At 46.9% G+C, this 17,204-nt stretch carries 14 protein-coding genes and 1 other annotated feature; of the genes, 8 read left to right on the top strand and 6 right to left on the bottom strand.

Annotation, left to right across the window (positions count from 1 at the left end; genetic code table 11):
* Nucleotides 1-99: 99 nt before the first annotated feature.
* Both RF007C_RS02465 and RF007C_RS02460 read left to right on the top strand, forming a co-directional pair.
* A complete protein-coding gene (locus RF007C_RS02465; RefSeq protein WP_037296923.1) occupies nucleotides 100-573 on the top strand; it encodes an RNA polymerase sigma factor in 474 nt (157 codons plus the stop codon).
* A gap of 1 nt (nucleotide 574) precedes the next feature.
* Complete coding sequence (locus tag RF007C_RS02460) at nucleotides 575-2,089, top strand: hypothetical protein (protein ID WP_037296921.1); 1,515 nt, start codon at nucleotides 575-577, stop codon at nucleotides 2,087-2,089.
* Nucleotides 2,090-2,259: 170 nt separating this feature from the next.
* On the opposite strand, the gene RF007C_RS02455 is transcribed toward RF007C_RS02460, so the two are convergent.
* Entirely contained in the window at nucleotides 2,260-3,120 is an 861-nt protein-coding gene (locus tag RF007C_RS02455) for an AraC family transcriptional regulator (RefSeq protein ID WP_019679226.1), read from the bottom strand.
* Between the two features lie 305 nt (nucleotides 3,121-3,425).
* Complete coding sequence (locus RF007C_RS02450) at nucleotides 3,426-4,976, bottom strand: flotillin family protein (protein ID WP_082316668.1); 1,551 nt, start codon at nucleotides 4,974-4,976, stop codon at nucleotides 3,426-3,428.
* A gap of 534 nt (nucleotides 4,977-5,510) precedes the next feature.
* Here RF007C_RS02450 and RF007C_RS02445 point away from each other — a divergent pair.
* The 6 genes from RF007C_RS02445 to RF007C_RS16230 all read left to right on the top strand — a co-directional run bounded on the left by RF007C_RS02445 (nucleotide 5,511) and on the right by RF007C_RS16230 (nucleotide 10,053).
* Entirely contained in the window at nucleotides 5,511-6,716 is a 1,206-nt protein-coding gene (locus RF007C_RS02445; RefSeq protein WP_037296919.1) for an RtcB family protein, read from the top strand.
* 67 nt (nucleotides 6,717-6,783) lie between these two features.
* Nucleotides 6,784-7,227, top strand: coding sequence for a GNAT family N-acetyltransferase (locus RF007C_RS02440; RefSeq protein WP_037296917.1), 444 nt, complete (start codon nucleotides 6,784-6,786; stop codon nucleotides 7,225-7,227).
* An 11-nt stretch (nucleotides 7,228-7,238) separates the two neighbouring features.
* On the top strand, nucleotides 7,239-7,406 hold the full coding sequence (locus RF007C_RS17670; protein WP_019679231.1) for a hypothetical protein: 168 nt from the start codon (nucleotides 7,239-7,241) through the stop codon (nucleotides 7,404-7,406).
* Between the two features lie 226 nt (nucleotides 7,407-7,632).
* The gene (locus RF007C_RS02435) at nucleotides 7,633-8,106 is read left to right on the top strand and encodes an RNA polymerase sigma factor (protein ID WP_037296916.1); all 474 of its coding nucleotides are present in this window, start codon (nucleotides 7,633-7,635) and stop codon (nucleotides 8,104-8,106) included.
* A 35-nt stretch (nucleotides 8,107-8,141) separates the two neighbouring features.
* Nucleotides 8,142-9,197, top strand: coding sequence for a hypothetical protein (locus RF007C_RS02430; protein ID WP_037296913.1), 1,056 nt, complete (start codon nucleotides 8,142-8,144; stop codon nucleotides 9,195-9,197).
* A gap of 10 nt (nucleotides 9,198-9,207) precedes the next feature.
* Nucleotides 9,208-10,053, top strand: coding sequence for a hypothetical protein (locus tag RF007C_RS16230; RefSeq protein ID WP_051456482.1), 846 nt, complete (start codon nucleotides 9,208-9,210; stop codon nucleotides 10,051-10,053).
* A gap of 563 nt (nucleotides 10,054-10,616) precedes the next feature.
* Here the strand turns inward: RF007C_RS16230 and RF007C_RS02420 are convergent.
* From RF007C_RS02420 to RF007C_RS18170, 4 genes are all read right to left on the bottom strand, one after another.
* A complete protein-coding gene (locus RF007C_RS02420) occupies nucleotides 10,617-11,294 on the bottom strand; it encodes a CPBP family intramembrane glutamic endopeptidase (protein ID WP_037296911.1) in 678 nt (225 codons plus the stop codon).
* Between the two features lie 112 nt (nucleotides 11,295-11,406).
* The gene (asnA, locus tag RF007C_RS02415; RefSeq protein ID WP_019679237.1) at nucleotides 11,407-12,417 is read right to left on the bottom strand and encodes an aspartate--ammonia ligase; all 1,011 of its coding nucleotides are present in this window, start codon (nucleotides 12,415-12,417) and stop codon (nucleotides 11,407-11,409) included.
* Nucleotides 12,418-12,583: 166 nt separating this feature from the next.
* A complete protein-coding gene (gene asnS, locus RF007C_RS02410; RefSeq protein WP_019679238.1) occupies nucleotides 12,584-13,954 on the bottom strand; it encodes an asparagine--tRNA ligase in 1,371 nt (456 codons plus the stop codon).
* Between the two features lie 71 nt (nucleotides 13,955-14,025).
* Nucleotides 14,026-14,295 (bottom strand) — a binding site (T-box leader).
* A 322-nt stretch (nucleotides 14,296-14,617) separates the two neighbouring features.
* Nucleotides 14,618-17,062, bottom strand: coding sequence for a leucine-rich repeat domain-containing protein (locus RF007C_RS18170; RefSeq protein WP_051456481.1), 2,445 nt, complete (start codon nucleotides 17,060-17,062; stop codon nucleotides 14,618-14,620).
* Between the last annotated feature and the right edge of the window lie 142 nt (nucleotides 17,063-17,204).

Below are 17,204 nucleotides of genomic sequence, written 5' to 3'. Positions count from 1 at the left end.
GCAAATCGGCTGTCTTTTCATTTTCTCAGAAAAATGTTATAATAATGTGACTTTATTTTTTCTCCATGCGTATTGTTAGTGAAAGGAGTTGATGATGCAATGCTTACAAGCGACTGCGCTCGCGAGGCGGTCGGAAAATACAGCGATATGCTGTACAGGATATGCCTTGTTATGTTAAAAAACTCTGCCGATGCCGAAGACGCCGTACAGGAGACATTTATAAAACTCTTTGAAAAATCTCCCGAGTTTGAAAGCGAAGGCCATGAAAAAGCCTGGCTCATCAAGGTGGCTTCAAATAAATGTCGAGATATGCTGAGATTCCGCACCCGCCATCAGACTGAAGGAGAAGAAGCTCTTATGAGCTTCACTGTGGAAAAAACAGACAGCGGTATACTCGAGGCGTTGATGGAGCTGAAGGAAAAATACAGGATTATACTTGTTCTTTACTATGTTCAGGACTATAATATCAACGAGATCGCTGAGATCACGGGTTTGAGTCAATCCGCAGTAAAAATGCGCCTGTCCAGAGGCAGAAAGCTGCTTAAGGAAAAGTACAGAAAGGAGTATATGTGATATGAAAAACAAGCTTAAAGCAGAAATGGAGAAAATAAAAATGTCTGATAAAACAAAAGAGAGAATCATTGCAGCCTGCGAAGAGACTGCAAGGAACAAAACGATCAAATTAAAGGATAATGACGAATATACAGATTATGTGTACAAAGCTGAGAGAGTTAAGCCGAAAAACAATATCATACGCTTCGTCAGTGCAGCAGCTGCCTGTGCTGTTGTTGCAGCAGGTATAGGAGCAACAGGTATCATGATGAACAGAAACGGAAGCGTATCGTCCACAGAAAGTACTCCTTCCACCGAAAGCGTTTCCGTGACAGAGACGACTGAGCCTGTAGTATTATCACCCTTCGGTGATTTTACTTCTTTTGATTACAAATTGGACAACTTTAACAGAAGACGCGGCCAGTACTCTGATGCGACATACAGCAGATTCGACGAATTCCTTAACAAGTTTGACTGGGGCGACGAGCTTACCGAAAATGTGACAAGAACAGAGGAACAGATATATGAGTCGCAGAGATACCATATTACGTGGACCAAAGGGGATACACCTCCTGTTGAATGTATGATCCGTATTGACAATGACGGCTTCGTAACATACCAAGAAAGCATGATGAGCTTCGAGACAGTAGAGGACGAGCCCATCGAGAGCAGATACTATAAGATCGACTTTGACGCATTTGAAAGTGCTGTAAATGAGATACTCAAGGACGAGGATTACGGAGAAACAACTCTCGGAGTTTGTGAAAAGTCTCCATTCAGTGATATACTTGCCAAGGATTATAAAGTAGCTCCGTTCACTCTTGACTATGTTGAAGCAACACAGGAACAGCGTGATAAGACAGCAGAGCTGTTTGATTCGCAGACATGGTATGAGTTTGACGGCCTGAAAAATTACTATGACTGGACGCTTTTTCCAAACAGGAACAACTTCCTTGCAGAATACCATGAAGGCAGCAGCGCTTCGTATATTTCAACATTTTTCGATGATTTTGCTACCGTATACAACGTAACATACGATGATAACGGACGTATTGAGAGCTATGACTGGAAGTTCTATACCTGCAAGGATTTGGACTTCGGAGAAAAGCTTACTGATATATACAATATAGAAGAGCCTGACCCAATAAAGGATGACGGCAACAAAGTAACAGCCGATCTTATTCCGCCTCTGACACAAACAAGAAGTATGCTGGAATTTGTAAGTGATGAAAATACTAAACTCAGTGAAGAAAAGCGCAGCATACTTGTGGATTTTTTTGAAAATCACGAGCTGAACAGCATCATTCCGAATACTTTCGGACCATGCTATGGTGATGAGATGGACGCAGAATTTGATGAGGCAATGGTAGCAATACTTAACGAGACTACCAATGAGATGAGAAGCATATACATCTCGAAGGACAGACAGTTCTTAGCTCTGTATGATCCGGATGATATGGGATATGCCACAGCCATGGGATTGACGATCTACAAGGTAGACGGTCTTGAAGAGCTGTACAACAAGCTTGTTCAGTAAGTCTTTCCGCATCATGCTGATGCTCATATAAAAGAAATAAGCCATAGTATTCCTGATAAAGCGTCAGGAGTACTATGGCGTTTCTGTTTTTTGGAAAACAGAGGATAATATGTTAAAAAGCCCCGAAGCAAGTGCTCCGGGGCTTATGTATTAACATGGAAAGACGGATCTCACCTCAGAGAATAGAGCTTTTTGAAATCCGTAGGCGTACAGTGCTTTATCTCCTTGAAGATACGGTTGAAGGTGGTAAGGCTCTTGAAGCCGGAACGCATCGCTACTTCCGTTATAGGTATGCTGGGATCCAGCAGGAGAAGCTCCGCCGCCTTTGTACGCCGTGCATTTATATACTGCAAATACGACATAGCGTTGTACTGCTTGAATATTCGGGAGAAGTGATACTTACTGTATCCCGCCACGTCTGCAAGCTGTTCGAGAGTGATATCATACATATAATTACTGTCGATATACTTCAGTACAGTGCCGAACTTTTCACTGTACTCGTCGATCTTCTCATCATCACAGTCCATGACGATCTTCTGCTGTTCGAGCTGATACTCGCGCAGAGCCATAAACAGCTCTATGACCTTGACATAGATCTTGACGTCAGCCAGCTCTGATTTTGAATTATAGAGCGACAGGATATCCAGCATTGTCTTTTTTGCAAGAACATGGAGCTCCTTATCCATATCGGCATTTATGAGCACAGCTGTATTCAGTGAGCGCATAACAGGCTCAAGAGCAGAGATCTCGCCGAGGATACTGTTATCACACTGAAAAATAATACGTCTGCCGGGGATTGCGGGCATACCGTGAAGCTCTCCCGGAGGAACGATGAGAACATCGTTTTCAGGGATAAGGTAGTCTACGCCGTTCACAGTGACAGTGTATTCATTTTTCAGCGGCATGAGCAGCTCAACTGCATTGTGCCAGTGGACAGGATAAGCCTCATTTTCATTGTTGTCGTAGAGCATGGCATATTTTTGAGTGTCATACTCAACGGTCTCGAAGTCTCCCGAGAGATGTTTTATCATTTTAATACCCCCCCTCTGATCTAAACTAACAGAGGTCGTGACCAAATATTGCTATCATTTGGCGCTGCTATTTCTTAATTACTATTATCATTATAATCTATATGACGTTTTTTGTAAATGGTTTTTGCACAACTTTGTGAAAACTATACAAATAGACTAACCAAATTTTGCGCAAAATGATTTGCTTCAAATCGCAAAAATCCGTCAAAATTACAGATACATTACAGGACAGAAACAGCCGTATTACAAAAAATCTCCCCTGACGACCGCATATCGTCAGAGGAGAAAATGATGTTTTATGCTTTTTACAGCTCAGGTGTATCGTCGTCGCTGTCACCGTAGAAGTAGCTGTCCTCAGCACCTGCTTCGGGAGCTTCGTATACGGTATCGTCATCAGTGTCTGCTGCGGACTCAACGGGAGCAGCTGCCTTAGGAGCAGCCATCTTGCCGCCGAGGAAGCCTGCAAGCAGTGATCTGATGTCAACGCCTGTTGCTTCTGTAAGACCGTCTGTGATCTTGGTAGTTGAACCGATGATGTCGCCCACAAGTCTGCTGGAGTTGCCATCACCGTACATAGTGATCTTGTCAACCTGTGAAAGGGGAGTAGCAGCGTTCTTAACGACCTCGGGAAGAGCCTTGAAGTACATTTCGAGTACAGCAGCTTCGCCGTACTTCTTCATAGCCTCAGCCTTGGCGTTGATACCCTCAGCCTCAGCAAGGCCCTTAGCGCGGATAGCGTCCGCCTCGGCCTTACCTACTGCAGCGATACCTTCAGCTTCCTGCATTTTGGCGAATTTCTGAGCTTCAGCCTCAGCCTTCTGAGCCTCAGCCTCCTGCTCACGCTGGAAACGATCTGCTTCAGCTTCTTTCTTGAGCTGATAGAGTTTTGCGTCGGCTTCCTGCTGAGCCTTGTAGCGGTCAGCCTCAGCCTTTTTCTTGATCTGGGCTTCGAGAGCCTTTTCTGTTACCTCTGCTTCACGAGCCTTGAGCTCAACGTCCTTTTCGGAAGCTGCGATATTAGCGTTAGCCTTTGAAACCTCAATGGTCTTACGCTGTTCCTCTCGCTGGATCTCGTAAGCAGCATCTGCGATAGCGAGCTGAGTGTCGGCTTCCTTCTTGAGTTCTGCCTGACGGATAGCCAGCTCGTTGTTTTTCTGAGCGATCTCGGTCTCAGCCAGTATCTTGGCGTCATTAGCCTCTTTCTTGGCCTGAGCCTTGGCGATCTCGATCTCCTTTTCGGACTCAGCGCGTGCGATAGCGGCCTTCTTCTGGATCTTTGTGGTATTGTCGATACCGAGATTTTCGATCAGGTTCTGATCGTCTGTGAAGTTCTGAACGTTGAAGGATACTATCTCAAGTCCCATTCTGTTAAGGTCCGGAGCAGCATTTTCCTGAACCTTCTCAGCGAAAGCCTTACGGTCGTTGACCATTGCCTCAAGGGACATCTGACCAACGATCTCACGCATATTACCTTCGAGCACCTCTCTTGCAACCTTTGCAACGTAAGCGGTGTCCTTGTTGAGGAAGTTCTCAGCGCCCAGCTTGATGAGCTGAGGATCGCTGCTTACCTTAACGTTAACGTTAGCGTCAACATTGATGTTGATATAGTCTGCGGTGGGCACAGCGCTTGAAGTCTTGACGTCAACAGCTATGAGCTGGAGCTTCAGCTTATCCACACGCTCAAAGAAGGGTATGCGGACGCTTGCCTTACCGATGATTATCTTTCTCCTGAGACCGGAAATTATGTATGCTGTATCCGGGGGAGCTTTGATATATCCTGTAATGATTATTAGGAGAAATAAAATGATACCTACTGCGATGGGGATAACTATGCCCCAGTTGATGTTGTCTAACATATAAACCTCCATATCATAGAACGGTGCTTATGCGGAACACCAATAGTTTAACGGCAGACTTGTTTCTGCCGTATGACAGTATTATACTACAATTTCCCTATTTTGTCAATATGCTACAAAATTAATACCGCAGGTATAGGACAATATATGTAATTGTGCAGAATATACAGAAAACAGGATCGGAATTATAAGTTCATATGAACCTTTTGTATAGTTTATAGACCTTAAATTGTTCCGCTCCGTATTAAAAGAGCTCCACGGTCAAATTATTACAGTTTGATTACAGTTTTGGGCATATCATTGACTTTGTAGGGCAGTCCGATTATAATAATGCCATATTCTGAGAAAGGAAGGTGAACACCATGACCATATTCACAATATATTATGAGATAACAAGATCAAATACCATAACGGATAAGCATGGAGTTTGCCACGGATGTTCAGCCATGTGCTGATTTTTTGCGCAATTATGAGCGTTAAGCACTCCTGTGGGAGTGCTTTTTTTATTGGGGCAGCTTCGGAAAGGAAGAAAAAATGATCGAATTAAAAGGTAAATACAATTCCGCCAGGGTTTTTACGAATGTGATAGAACAGGACGCTGTCACCCAGATCATCGCTTTTTGCAGCCAGCCGATGAGCGAGGGGGCTAAGATACGAATCATGCCCGACGTTCATGCAGGTGCGGGCTGTACGATAGGCACTACAATGACCATCACCGATAAGGTAATACCCAATCTTGTGGGCGTGGACATCGGCTGCGGAATGGAGACGGTAAGACTAAAGGAAAAGCATATCGAGCTGCAGAAACTTGACAAGCTCATTTACGAGAAGATCCCGTCGGGTTTTGCAATACGTGAAAAGCCTCATCGGTACAGCGAAAAGATAGACCTTGGAGAGCTTTACTGTATAAAGCATATTGATCCCCTCAGGGCTGAAAAAAGCATAGGCACCTTAGGCGGCGGAAACCATTTCATCGAAGCTGACACAGGCGAGGATGGCAGCATATATATCGTTATCCACTCAGGCTCCCGCCATCTTGGCGTAGAGGTGGCGAAGTACTACCAGAACGAGGCATACAGAAGGCTCAACAAGAGCTCTGACAAGGAAGTGAACGAGCTGATCGCCCGTCTTAAAGCCGAAGGCAGACAGAAGCATATACAGACCGAGCTGAAAAAGCTTGAGAATACAAAGACAACGGATGTTCCAAAGCACCTTGCGTACTGCGAGGGAGAGCTTTTCGATCAGTATATCCATGATATGAAGATAGTCCAGCAGTTCGCCATGCTGAACCGTCAGGCCATGATGGACGAGATCATCAAGGGTATGCACCTCCACGTAACGGAGCAGTTCACTACCATACATAATTATATCGATACCGATACGATGATACTGCGCAAGGGAGCTGTTTCCGCAGAGGCAGGAGAGAAGCTGCTCATACCCATAAATATGCGTGACGGAAGCCTTATCAGCACAGGAAAGGGAAATCCCGACTGGAACTGCTCGGCACCTCACGGTGCAGGACGTCTTATGTCGCGTTCGCAGGCAAAACAGAGCTTCACAGTGTCGGAGTTCAAAAAGCAGATGGACGGTATCTACACCACATCGGTAAATGCACAGACGCTTGACGAGTGTCCCATGGCATACAAGTCCATGGAGGATATCGTAGACAATATCGGCGATACTGTGGAGATAAACGAGATCATCAAGCCTATTTACAACTTCAAGGCGGGAGAGGAATAAGTTGATTGAGCAGGGGTGGTGCCAACATTGCCCCGAATAATTTGCAGTATTATTAACAGGAGAAAATATGGAAATATATACAATGACAAATGCCCATGAAAAATGGAAGAGAGTTGCGGCTTTTGCTGAAAAATGCTCATGGGGAGCAGGGAAGTATCTCGCTGAGCTTATGCGAAAGAGCTTTTTCAAGGATTGGGAGCGTGTCTTTGCAGCCTTTGAGGACGGCAGTCCCGTGGGCTTCTGCACACTTACCGAAAAGGACGAGCTTTTGCCGAAGTATCCTTACACGCCGCTTATTGGCTTTGTATTCGTTGACGAGCTTCACCGCGGAAAGCGGATATCGGAGAAGATGATAAAAGCAGTCCTTGAATACGCAAAAACAATCGGATATGACAATGTGTATATTATGAGTGGCGAAAAGGGACTTTACGAGAAGTTCGGCTTCAGATACATGGGCGACTTTGAGTCAATACACGGCGGTAAAGATCAGCTTTTCGTCATTGATCTCTGACGGAGGTAAAAATGGATAAATTTGTATCTTATGATAAAATGAGCAAAAAGGAGAAAAAGAAGGTGGATTCGGTCAGACGCGGCAGCTGGAACGGCGTTGATCCTTCCACAAAGGTGGTCGAGACCGACAAGAAGCGCTACAGGCGCAAACCCAAGCACCCCGGCAGATATGAGGAATGAATGCCGCGGTGATATTATGAGTTTTTCGTTTCTGCAGCGTGTATCATGATTGACAAAAGAGCAACAAGATGATAAAATAGAATAAGCTTGGAAACTGCGGCAATAATACCCAAATTACTGCCGCAGTTTTTGTGCAGGCGTACAAAGATAAGACTTCGTGAGAAAAAGTTGGCAGTTTTCAGACATTTATATTACAGAAGCTTATCGACGGAAGGAAGTGAGACTGTTGATAGAGCCTGAACAATGCACGCTGATAATAGAGAAGTACTATCGTGAGATATTCAGCTACTGCTACGCAAAGCTCGGTTACAGTCATCACTCCGCAGAGGACTGCACACAGGAGGTCTTCGTGGTATTCTTCTCAAAGCATGAGAAGCTGGACGAGACCGACAATATACGGCTTTGGATGTACAGAACGGCAGATAACATCATAAAAGCATTCCTGCGAAGATCACCGCCTGTGGTGAGCCTTGAGGAAAGCTATGAGGCTATGAATATTGCTGACAGCGGCGGCTTCAGCGATAAGGACAACAGTCCGCTTGATCTGCTAACACAGGAGGAGAAGAAACTTCTGGAGCTGTATTATGACAGCGATTACGGACAAAGGAACGAAGCTGCAAAAAGGTTGGGATTATCCCTGCCCGCACTTTACAGAAAGGTGCATAAGATAAAGAAAAAGCTTCGTGGGGCAGAGAAGTAAAATGCGTACGTTATCATTATCAAGGAGTGATATATTTGAAAGAGAATGCGATCACCGATAAGCTTTCGGATAAGAATATGCTTGACGATCTGCAAAAGCTTCTCGATGAGGAGCTTGCAAAGCCATGGGAGGAGCGTGATCTTGATGCCATTGAGGAAATTACCGCCGCTATGGTCGATATTAATGACGAAGAAGTTCCGCAGCCTGTTTCAGCAGAAACAGTCCTCGGAGAAACAGCGGAAAGGAAGCGCAGACGCATGGTGCTGTTCCGCAGATGGGCAGCAGTCATCAGTGCCTGCTTCGCAGTCTGCATCGCCCTCAACTTCTACACCATCAGGACCTACGGCTCAAACGTCGTCGAAACAGTGATAAAGGCAGCAAGATCAGGCTTCAGCATAGACCTGAAGGAGCTCATGGACATAGATACGGATAATTATCCTGTTACTACTACTGCTGCTATAACAGGAAGCACAGTTATGACAACAGCCACAACAACAGCTACGGGAAGTTATTGGTATACCTCTGCCACGACTGCTTTTGTAGGCACCTATACAGAGTACACCACGACTATGATCACTTCCGCAACAACAGCTTCCGGCGGAGCAAGCGTGACACCTCCATCTTCTACCAGTTCGGGCGTGATTGATCTGTGTGACGAGAATGCAAGAGGCTTTGCGGAGCAGCTGATCACGGCTGCGGCAAAATACGGTATAGAGCCATGTGTACCTGTGTATATGCCCGCGTTTCTCAGAGATATACGTATTACCGATGTGAATTATGAGGAGCTGAGCGATTCAAAGGACTTCTATGCTTCCTTCGCAGCAGACGGCGCAGCGGTAGATGTTATCATAGAGCACTATGCTTCCGAGGATGTAATGCCCGAAGTGCTCATACCCAGTGATGCTCTAAGCAGCAGGACTTTCAACAGCGGCCGGCTGAAGGGTATCATCATTGAAGACGGAGACAGCTGTACTGTACTGTTTATGGACGGGAATACAGCCTATACCGTGCATACCTCAGGTATAAGCGCGGACGATGTATACGATATATCAACGAGCCTGCTTCCCTATTCCTCGGCAGAAGATAAGTGAGGGCAGCGGCATGAAGATAAGATACATCACGGCTGCCCTGTTGGGTGTGGCAATACTCAATGCACCTTTACAGCTGACAGCTGACGCAGTAGATAACAGTGTATACGAGCAGTATGAAAGAGCAATAGGCCTTATAGAGAAGTGCTCACTGAGATGCACATCTCCCGAGCGCGGCGTGCTGGAGATCACAGCAAAGACTCAGGTCGCAGGAAAGCTTGACGAGGTCGGTTTCAGGAATATGGTAGTTCAGCGCAGCAGCGACGGCGAGAACTGGAGTGACGAGCTCATGCTGGGAGATCAGATCAGGAGAAATGTCAGGAATTTAAGTATAGACCGACAGAAGGTTGAGGTAAAGGGCGGCGGATATTACAGGCTTTCCGTAGTGCATTATGCCAGCGACACAGACAGGTACAGCTCCTCGCCGAAGACGCAGGCTGCGATAAACACCTCATCACCTGTATGGATAGAGGCAAAGCCTGTCGTGACGACAACACAGCCTACCACAAAGAGTACGACGACGACCACCACTACGACAAGGCTTACAACAACGTCAGTGACCACAAGAAGAACAACTGCGCTGACCTCGGCTGAAACGGTCACTTCGACCACAAGCAAGGTCTCTGCGGACAGGAACGGTATAAACAATATAGTCTCCTCGTCTGTTACAAAGTCGGGATCAACGACAGCACCGCAGCAGACGTTTGCAAGGACAACTGCCACATCAGCGGTTACCTCGGCGCAGAACAGCAACTCGCCCAAGACAGGCGACAGAGGTGCTGTAATGGAGTTCACTGCTCTGTGCAGCGCAGGAGCGGTGGCATTGTTCCTATACGGCAACAGGAAAAAGAGAAGCTGACGATTCAATGCTTGATAGTCCTGTAAGGGGGACATATCATAGATAACAAAATGCTGAACAAGCAGCTGCGGAGCACAGTGAGACCGCGTATACCGAACTTAAGCACGGGGAGGATATGCGGGATCGCTGCACTTCACAGAGATGCTGTTTTTCGGACGCATAATAGGTGCGTATTTATTCAGAGAGCGAAGATCTTAGGTCTTTCGGGGGAAAAGTGCCGTCGGCTGTCATTCGGGCAGTTTCACACGGCATAAAACACGGCAGCTTGTTCAGAATAAAAACCAGATGCAGAGCGGTGTTATCGCCGCTCTGCACACAGACAATAAGTTTTTCTTGAAAATGCCCTGTCCGCAGCACTCGGACAGGGCATTTCACTTTTTGCGATGCAGGCATCATGAACGGATAATATTGCAGGTGTGGGCATCACTGAAAACTCCGTCCTGATATCTGATGGCAGGATAATAGCATGAAAAAGCCCCGGGGCAGAGCCTCGGGGCTGAACTGCTGTATGGCTGCCGAACTTATAAGACAGATATACTTATTCTCCGTGAAAGAGAAGCGTATCAGCTGAACAGCTCCACCAGCAGATCCCAGTACATATGGAGCGCAATGGGAATGAGTATATTCCTGCTTTTGAGGAATACAGATCCGAAGATCATCCCCAGAACTATTATCATAATGAAGCCCAGGGAAGTAAAGACCGATACAAGTATGCCCTGGGTTATCCAGATTGGGATGTGTATGAGCATGAACATCACCGAAATGAGAATCAGCATGGGCAGCTGTTTCCTTTCCTTGCCCGCAAAGGCGTTGAGCAGCCAGCCGCGGAATACCATTTCCTCGGTGAGACCGACGAAAAGAATCATTATTATCTGAGGAACACCGAAATCGCTGTTAATCTTCAGCCTTCCGGTCCTTATAAATGCGGGAACAAGAATATATATGGTAAAAGCGGCGAATATCGGCAGATACTTCAGCCAGCTGACCCTGGCGCTGAACATTTCCTTCAGTCCGACATACAACTCGGACGAAAAATGCCGTACCAGAAGAGCTGCCGGGACAGTCCACACAAGGTTTTTGATTATGCCGTCCCGTATAAATCCCGAGACAGCCTTGTTATTTATGGTATTGTTCAGCGGTTCTTTTACGATCAGCTCAAAAACAGCCCAGACTGCATAGAAGATAATAGTATATATTATCAGCGTAGGAAGCAGAGATGTTTTTTTGGTTTCGTTTTTCATTGTTTTCTCCTTATTGTTCTTTTTATCCGCAGTATGCGGGAGTTTTAACAGAAATGCCACAGCACTTCCGATATACCGTCAGAAATGCCGTGGCTTAAAGCTGTTTGTGATATTACAGCAGGGTGATGCCGTTTTCCGCACATTTTTCGATCATATCCTCAGACCAGATAGAGGACTGAACTTCACCTATGTGAGCCTTTTCAAGGAGAAGCATACAAAGTCTTGACTGACCGATACCGCCGCCGATAGTCAGAGGGAGAGTTCCGTCAGCTATCATCTGGTGGTACTTGTACTGCATCCTGTCCTCAGCGCCGCACTCTGCAAGCTGCTTCTTAAGTGACTCAGCGTCAACGCGGATACCCATAGAGGATATTTCAAGGGAGTCGTCCAGTACCTCGTCCCAGAAGAGAATATCGCCGTTCAGTGACCAGTCGTCGTAGTCGGGAGCTCTTCCGTCATGCTTTTCGCCGCTGGAGAGCTTGCCGCCGATACCCATAAGGAATACGGTCTTGTGCTCCTTGGTGATAAGGCGTTCACGCTCGTGGCCGGTCTTGTCGGGGTACATATCCTCAAGCTCCTGAGTGGTGATGAAGTAGGGCTCGTCGCAGATCTTGCCTGCGATCTGGGGATAGCGGAGGCTTACCTTGCGCTTTGTATAAGCGATAGCCTTAACTACGGATTTTACAGTATCCTTGAGAAAATGGATATTTCTCTGCTCGGGAGTAATGACCTTTTCCCAGTCCCACTGGTCAACGAATATTGAGTGGGTGTTGTCTGTATCGTCATCGCGGCGGATAGCGTTCATATCGGTGTAGATGCCTTCGCCTGCATTGTAGCCGTAGCGGTAGAGAGCCATACGCTTCCACTTTGCAAGAGACTGAACGACCTCGGCTTCCGAGGCAATTTCCTTAATGTCGAAATCGACCTTGCGCTCAACGCCGTTGAGGTCATCGTTTATACCGCTGCCCTTTCTTACGATAAGGGGAGCCGAAACTCTGTCCAGAGTCAGTGCAAAAGAGAGAGCCTGCTGAAAAACGTCCTTGATGTATTTGATAGCGTGCTGAGTTTCTCTCAGCGTGAGGACCGACTTGTAGTCCTTTGGGATATACAGCGATCTTGACATGATAATCACTTTCCTTTACTTGATATTTTTTACAGGAAACAGCGCCATTGATGCTTCCTGTGCTGTACTTTTACGGAGTTGAGAGCTGTGGTGCAGCCAACGGTGATATAATAATGTCAGCGAAGCGAACACATCAACTCTCAGCTTTAACGGCTTTGCCGATAAATTATCTGATAGAACCTACTGTTCTCGGGAAGAGTATAACGTCGCGGATATTAGCCATACCTGTTGTATACATGATAAGTCTCTCGAAGCCAAGACCGAAGCCGCCGTGAGGAACGGTGCCGAACTTTCTCAGGTCGAGGTAATCGCTGTAGAGATCGAGGTTCATATTTCTCTCGTTCATGGCAGCGATGAGCTTGTCGTAATCAGCCTCACGCTCGCTGCCGCCGATGATCTCGCCGACGCCGGGTACAAGGAGGTCAACAGCCGCAACGGTCTTGCCGTCGGGGTTCTGCTTCATATAGAATGACTTTATCTCCTTGGGGTAGTCTGTTACGAATACAGCCTTCTTGAATACCTTCTCGGAGAGGTATCTCTCGTGCTCTGTCTGGAGGTCGCAGCCCCACTCAACAGGATATACGAAGTTCTCGCCTGAGTTCTTGAGAAGCTCTATTGCCTCTGTGTAGGTAACTCTGCCGAAATCGTGGGAGATGAGCTCCTCAAGTCTTGCGCGGAGTCCCTTTTCAAAGTGTGCATCGAAGAAAGCGACCTCATCGGGGCACTTGTCGAGGAGAGTGCGGATAACGTGCTTGAGCATATCCTCGGCGATCTCGATAACGTCGTTGAGCTCTGCAAAAGCCACCTCGGGCTCAACGTGCCAGAATTCTGCAAGGTGCTTGGGAGTATTTGAGTTCTCAGCACGGAATGAAGGACCGAAGGTATAGATTTTTCCCATAGCTGTTGCAGCCATTTCGCCTTCGAGCTGTCCTGATACCGAGAGACCTGCCTTTCTGCCGAAGAAATCGTTGGTATAGTAGTCCTCTTCGTTCTTGTAATCGTTGCTGTAGCCTATTGTAGTTACCTGGAACATCTCGCCTGCGCCCTCACAGTCGCTGCCTGTGATAAGGGGAGTATTTACGTATACATAGTTATGTGTCTGGAAGTACTCGTGTATAGCGGCTGCCAGTACCGAACGCACACGCCATACAGCGTTGAAGGTGTTCGTTCTGCCTCTGAGGTGGGGGATAGTACGGAGGAATTCAAGGGTATGTCCCTTCTTCTGGAGGGGATAGTCTGTGGGGGCGTCGCCGAGAACGGTGATGCCCTCGGGAACAGCATTGATCTCGACAGTATTGTTTCTGCCTTCAACAACAGTACCTGTTACCTTGAGTGCCATACCTACTCTGGGCTCCTTGTAGTCGCTCTCGCCCTTTTCAACTACGACCTGAACGTTTTTCAGAGAAGTACCGTCGTTTACCTCAACGAAGGCAACGCTCTTTGAGTTACGGGAGGTACGTACCCAACCGCAGATGGTTATTTCCTGGCCAATAAATTCCTTTGAGGAGATTATCTCCTTTACGTCGATGTGCTTCATAAGTGTTCTTCCTTTCAATATTAAAAATATTATGCAGGACGAGCAGAAATACAAAAAGCCCCGTCCTGAAACTACAGGACGGGGCATAATACCCGTGGTGCCACCTGAATTACCGCAAAAGCGATCACTTTTGAGCCGCTGTAACGTGCGGAATACGTCGCCCCTACTTGAAGCACTGAATACATCGAACCGCCCTTCTCGGCAAGCTCCGCTGAATCCGGCACTCTTTCGGTTTGCTGCTCGGGAGTGTTATTCACACAGACTCTGATATGCGGCTCTCACCATACCCGCACTCTCTGGGAACGAAATTCCATGCTACTTCTCTCCGTCGTCGCATTTGATTTGCTTGTATTATATCACTTTTTTCCGGGGTTGTCAATAGCGGTTTTAAAAATTTTTTCACAATTTCATCAGACAGGAAGTGATATTATCATATTTCCGCGTTATTTCACACAAAGCTTTCCTCAGGATTTCACATTCCAATAAGATATTTTACAAAAAAACGGAGTATATTATAACTATGGAAGAGATCCCGTCCTCACAGACTATAATGGCGGGATAGTATAAAAAATATCCGGAAAGAATGATCGTGTGCATGGCTGCGCTTTTTCATTGTTCTCCTTCCTTATATAAAAACGGGAGCTTTCAAAGCTCCCGTTCTGCTTATATGAACAATGTGCTGAAGCCGTGCTCGCGGGCGTAGCGTTCAGCCTTTTTGCGGTTGATCTGTTTAAGTATCCTTATGGTCTGCTTGTGGCCCTTCTTGATACTGTCAAGGGGGATATTCTCGTCCTCGAATTCGAGGATATTGATATTGCAGAGAGTTTCGCAGCCGCAGAATGCGTCCTCCTTGATGTCCTTGGTGTTCATGCTTATGGACAGGTCGGTGAGGTTCTGACAGCCGTAGAACGCCCAGTTGCTGATGCTCTTGACTGTATTGGGTATAACTATCTTTTCAAGGGATCTGCACCATGAGAAAGCGCTTTCGCCGATAGTTGCCACAGAATTAGAGATAATGACCTTCTTCAGACTGTAACATTCGGAGAATGCGGCATTGCCGATGCCTTCCACAGAGCCTGATATAACTATTCTTCTCAGCTTCTTGCAGGAGAAGAACATCAGGTCGCTTATCCTCTGGAGATATGCGGGGAGAACAACGTTTTCAAGGCTGTTGCAGCGTCCGAAGGCGCCCTTGCCCACTCTCTTGACGGACTCGGGGAAGTTTATCTGCTTCAGGCGCAGGCACTTGAGGAAGGCGTTCTCGCCTATGGATTCAAGATTCTTTGAGAGAACTATCTCTTCCAGGTTGAAGCAGTGACAGAAAGCAAATTTATCTATCATGCGAACGCTGTCGGACATTGCCACACGTCTTACAGTCTCGTTGCCGCGGAAGGCGTATTTGCCGATTATCTTTACCTTTTCGGGGATAGTTATGGATTCTGTGGTACCGACATACTTTACGAGGGTTCCATTTTTGTCAATAGCCATGTTATTGACGTCATCTATCTCGATATTCTCGTCGTTGATGAGGTCGCCGTATTTGTCATAGTTGTCGTTTTTCTCAGCCTTGATCTCTTTTGAGGCTTCCGACTTCTTATCCTCGGTCTTGATCTCCTTGGGAGCCTCCGGCTTCTTATCCTCCGCCTTGATCTCCTTGGGAGCCTCCGGCTTCTTATCCTCGGCCCTGATCTCCTTGGGAGCTTCAGACTTCTTATCCTCCGTCTTGATCTCCTTGGGAGCCTCCGGCTTCTTATCCTCCGCCTTGATCTCCTTGGGAGCCTCCGGCTTCTTATCCTCCGCCTTGATTTCCTTGGGAGCTTCAGACTTCTTATCCTCCGTCTTGGTCTCCTTGGGAGCTTCGGCCTTCTTATCCTCAGCCCTGATCTCCTTGGGAGCTTCAGACTTCTTATCTTCAGACTTCGGGACATCAGTTTTTACTATGAACTCTTCTTCAAGTTTAACGGTCTCGGTCTTTTTTTCGTCCTTTTTAGCGGAGCTTTTGTGCTCTTCATACTTTTTGGTTTCTTTCGGACGGAATATGCTGTTCCTGTCGTTGAACTGGTCAAGCTTTATCGGCGCAGGAGAATTATCTGCGTGTTTGCGGCTGGAGAAAACCAGTTCCTGAGGTACGGTCGTAGTGGGGAATTTTACCTTTTCCGGCGCAGGAATGGATTCCATGATTTCCATAGCAAGCTCGTCGCCGTCATCAGTGCGGACAGGCTTGTTTTTTGGTGCAAATAAAGATCCCTGATGTTTCTGCTCGGGCTTGGAAACTGGTTTAGTCTCCAATGGCTTCATTTCAGCTTTGGGGGCAGGCTTAGTCTCAGCGGGCTTCTGCTCAGCCTTTGGAGCAGGCTTAGTCTCAGCGGGTTTCTGCTCAGCTTTAGGAGCAGGTTTAGTCTCAGCGGGTTTCTGCTCAGCTTTAGGAGCAGGTTTAGTCTCCAATGGCTTCATTTCAGCTTTTGGGGCAGGCTTAGCCTCCACGGGCTTCATTTCAGCCTTGGGGGCAAATATAGATTCCGGACGTTTCTCCTCAGCCTTTGGAGCGGGTTTAGCCTCAACAGGTTTCTGCTCAGCCTTTGGAGCAGGCTTAGCCTCGATGGGTTTCTGCTCAGCCTTTGGAGCAGGCTTAGCCTCGATGGGTTTCTGCTCAGCCTTTGGAGCGGGTTTAGCCTCAACAGGTTTCTGCTCAGGCTTGGAAGCAGGCTTAGTCTCTACGGGCTTCATTTCAGCCTTGGGGGCAAATATAGATTCCGGACGTTTCTCCTCAGCCTTGGGAGCTGGCTTAGTCTCAGCGTGCTTCTGCTCAGCCTTTGGAGCAGGTTTAGTCTCAGCGGGCTTCTGCTCAGCCTTTGGAGCAGGTTTAGTCTCAGCGGGCTTCTGCTCAGCCTTTGGAGCAGGTTTAGTCTCAACGGGCTTCTGCTCGGGCTTGAGAGCAGGCTTTTCTTCAGCATGATATGCCTTGACAGCCCTGACCTTTACGACCTTTACCTTTTTAGGTGTCTTGTCGCTTTCGGGATCAACTCTCAACAGTCCTGAACAATACGGACAGGTCTTGTACTCGTCAGCATCGTAATAATGCTTATTAGAACACCTTTCTATTTTCATTTTATTATCACTCCAATAGTATCTCTACGGATTTCAATTCTGATAGAAAATAAATTCAACAATATAATTATAGCATTTCATCTACGGAAAATCAATAAATCGAGCCGTTTGAGGCTGAAATTTGTGAAAAATAACAGAAATT

The organism is Ruminococcus flavefaciens 007c (assembly GCF_000571935.1).
GTDB classification, from domain to species: Bacteria; Bacillota; Clostridia; order Oscillospirales; family Ruminococcaceae; genus Ruminococcus; species Ruminococcus flavefaciens_F.
The sequence above is the reverse complement of the archived record's forward strand: the minus strand, read 5'-3'. Positions and strand labels throughout refer to the sequence as shown.

What these genes read in the sequence shown, in the direction of transcription:
- RF007C_RS02465 (WP_037296923.1), top strand. Translation starts at nt 100, where the DNA reads ATGCTTACAAGCGACTGCGCTCGCGAGGCGGTCGGAAAATACAGCGAT.
- RF007C_RS02460 (WP_037296921.1), top strand. Translation starts at nt 575, where the DNA reads ATGAAAAACAAGCTTAAAGCAGAAATGGAGAAAATAAAAATGTCTGAT.
- RF007C_RS02455 (WP_019679226.1), bottom strand. Translation starts at nt 3,120, where the DNA reads ATGATAAAACATCTCTCGGGAGACTTCGAGACCGTTGAGTATGACACT.
- RF007C_RS02450 (WP_082316668.1), bottom strand. Translation starts at nt 4,976, where the DNA reads ATGTTAGACAACATCAACTGGGGCATAGTTATCCCCATCGCAGTAGGT.
- RF007C_RS02445 (WP_037296919.1), top strand. Translation starts at nt 5,511, where the DNA reads ATGATCGAATTAAAAGGTAAATACAATTCCGCCAGGGTTTTTACGAAT.
- RF007C_RS02440 (WP_037296917.1), top strand. Translation starts at nt 6,784, where the DNA reads ATGGAAATATATACAATGACAAATGCCCATGAAAAATGGAAGAGAGTT.
- RF007C_RS17670 (WP_019679231.1), top strand. Translation starts at nt 7,239, where the DNA reads ATGGATAAATTTGTATCTTATGATAAAATGAGCAAAAAGGAGAAAAAG.
- RF007C_RS16230 (WP_051456482.1), top strand. Translation starts at nt 9,208, where the DNA reads ATGAAGATAAGATACATCACGGCTGCCCTGTTGGGTGTGGCAATACTC.
- RF007C_RS02420 (WP_037296911.1), bottom strand. Translation starts at nt 11,294, where the DNA reads ATGAAAAACGAAACCAAAAAAACATCTCTGCTTCCTACGCTGATAATA.
- asnA (WP_019679237.1), bottom strand. Translation starts at nt 12,417, where the DNA reads ATGTCAAGATCGCTGTATATCCCAAAGGACTACAAGTCGGTCCTCACG.
- asnS (WP_019679238.1), bottom strand. Translation starts at nt 13,954, where the DNA reads ATGAAGCACATCGACGTAAAGGAGATAATCTCCTCAAAGGAATTTATT.
- RF007C_RS18170 (WP_051456481.1), bottom strand. Translation starts at nt 17,062, where the DNA reads ATGAAAATAGAAAGGTGTTCTAATAAGCATTATTACGATGCTGACGAG.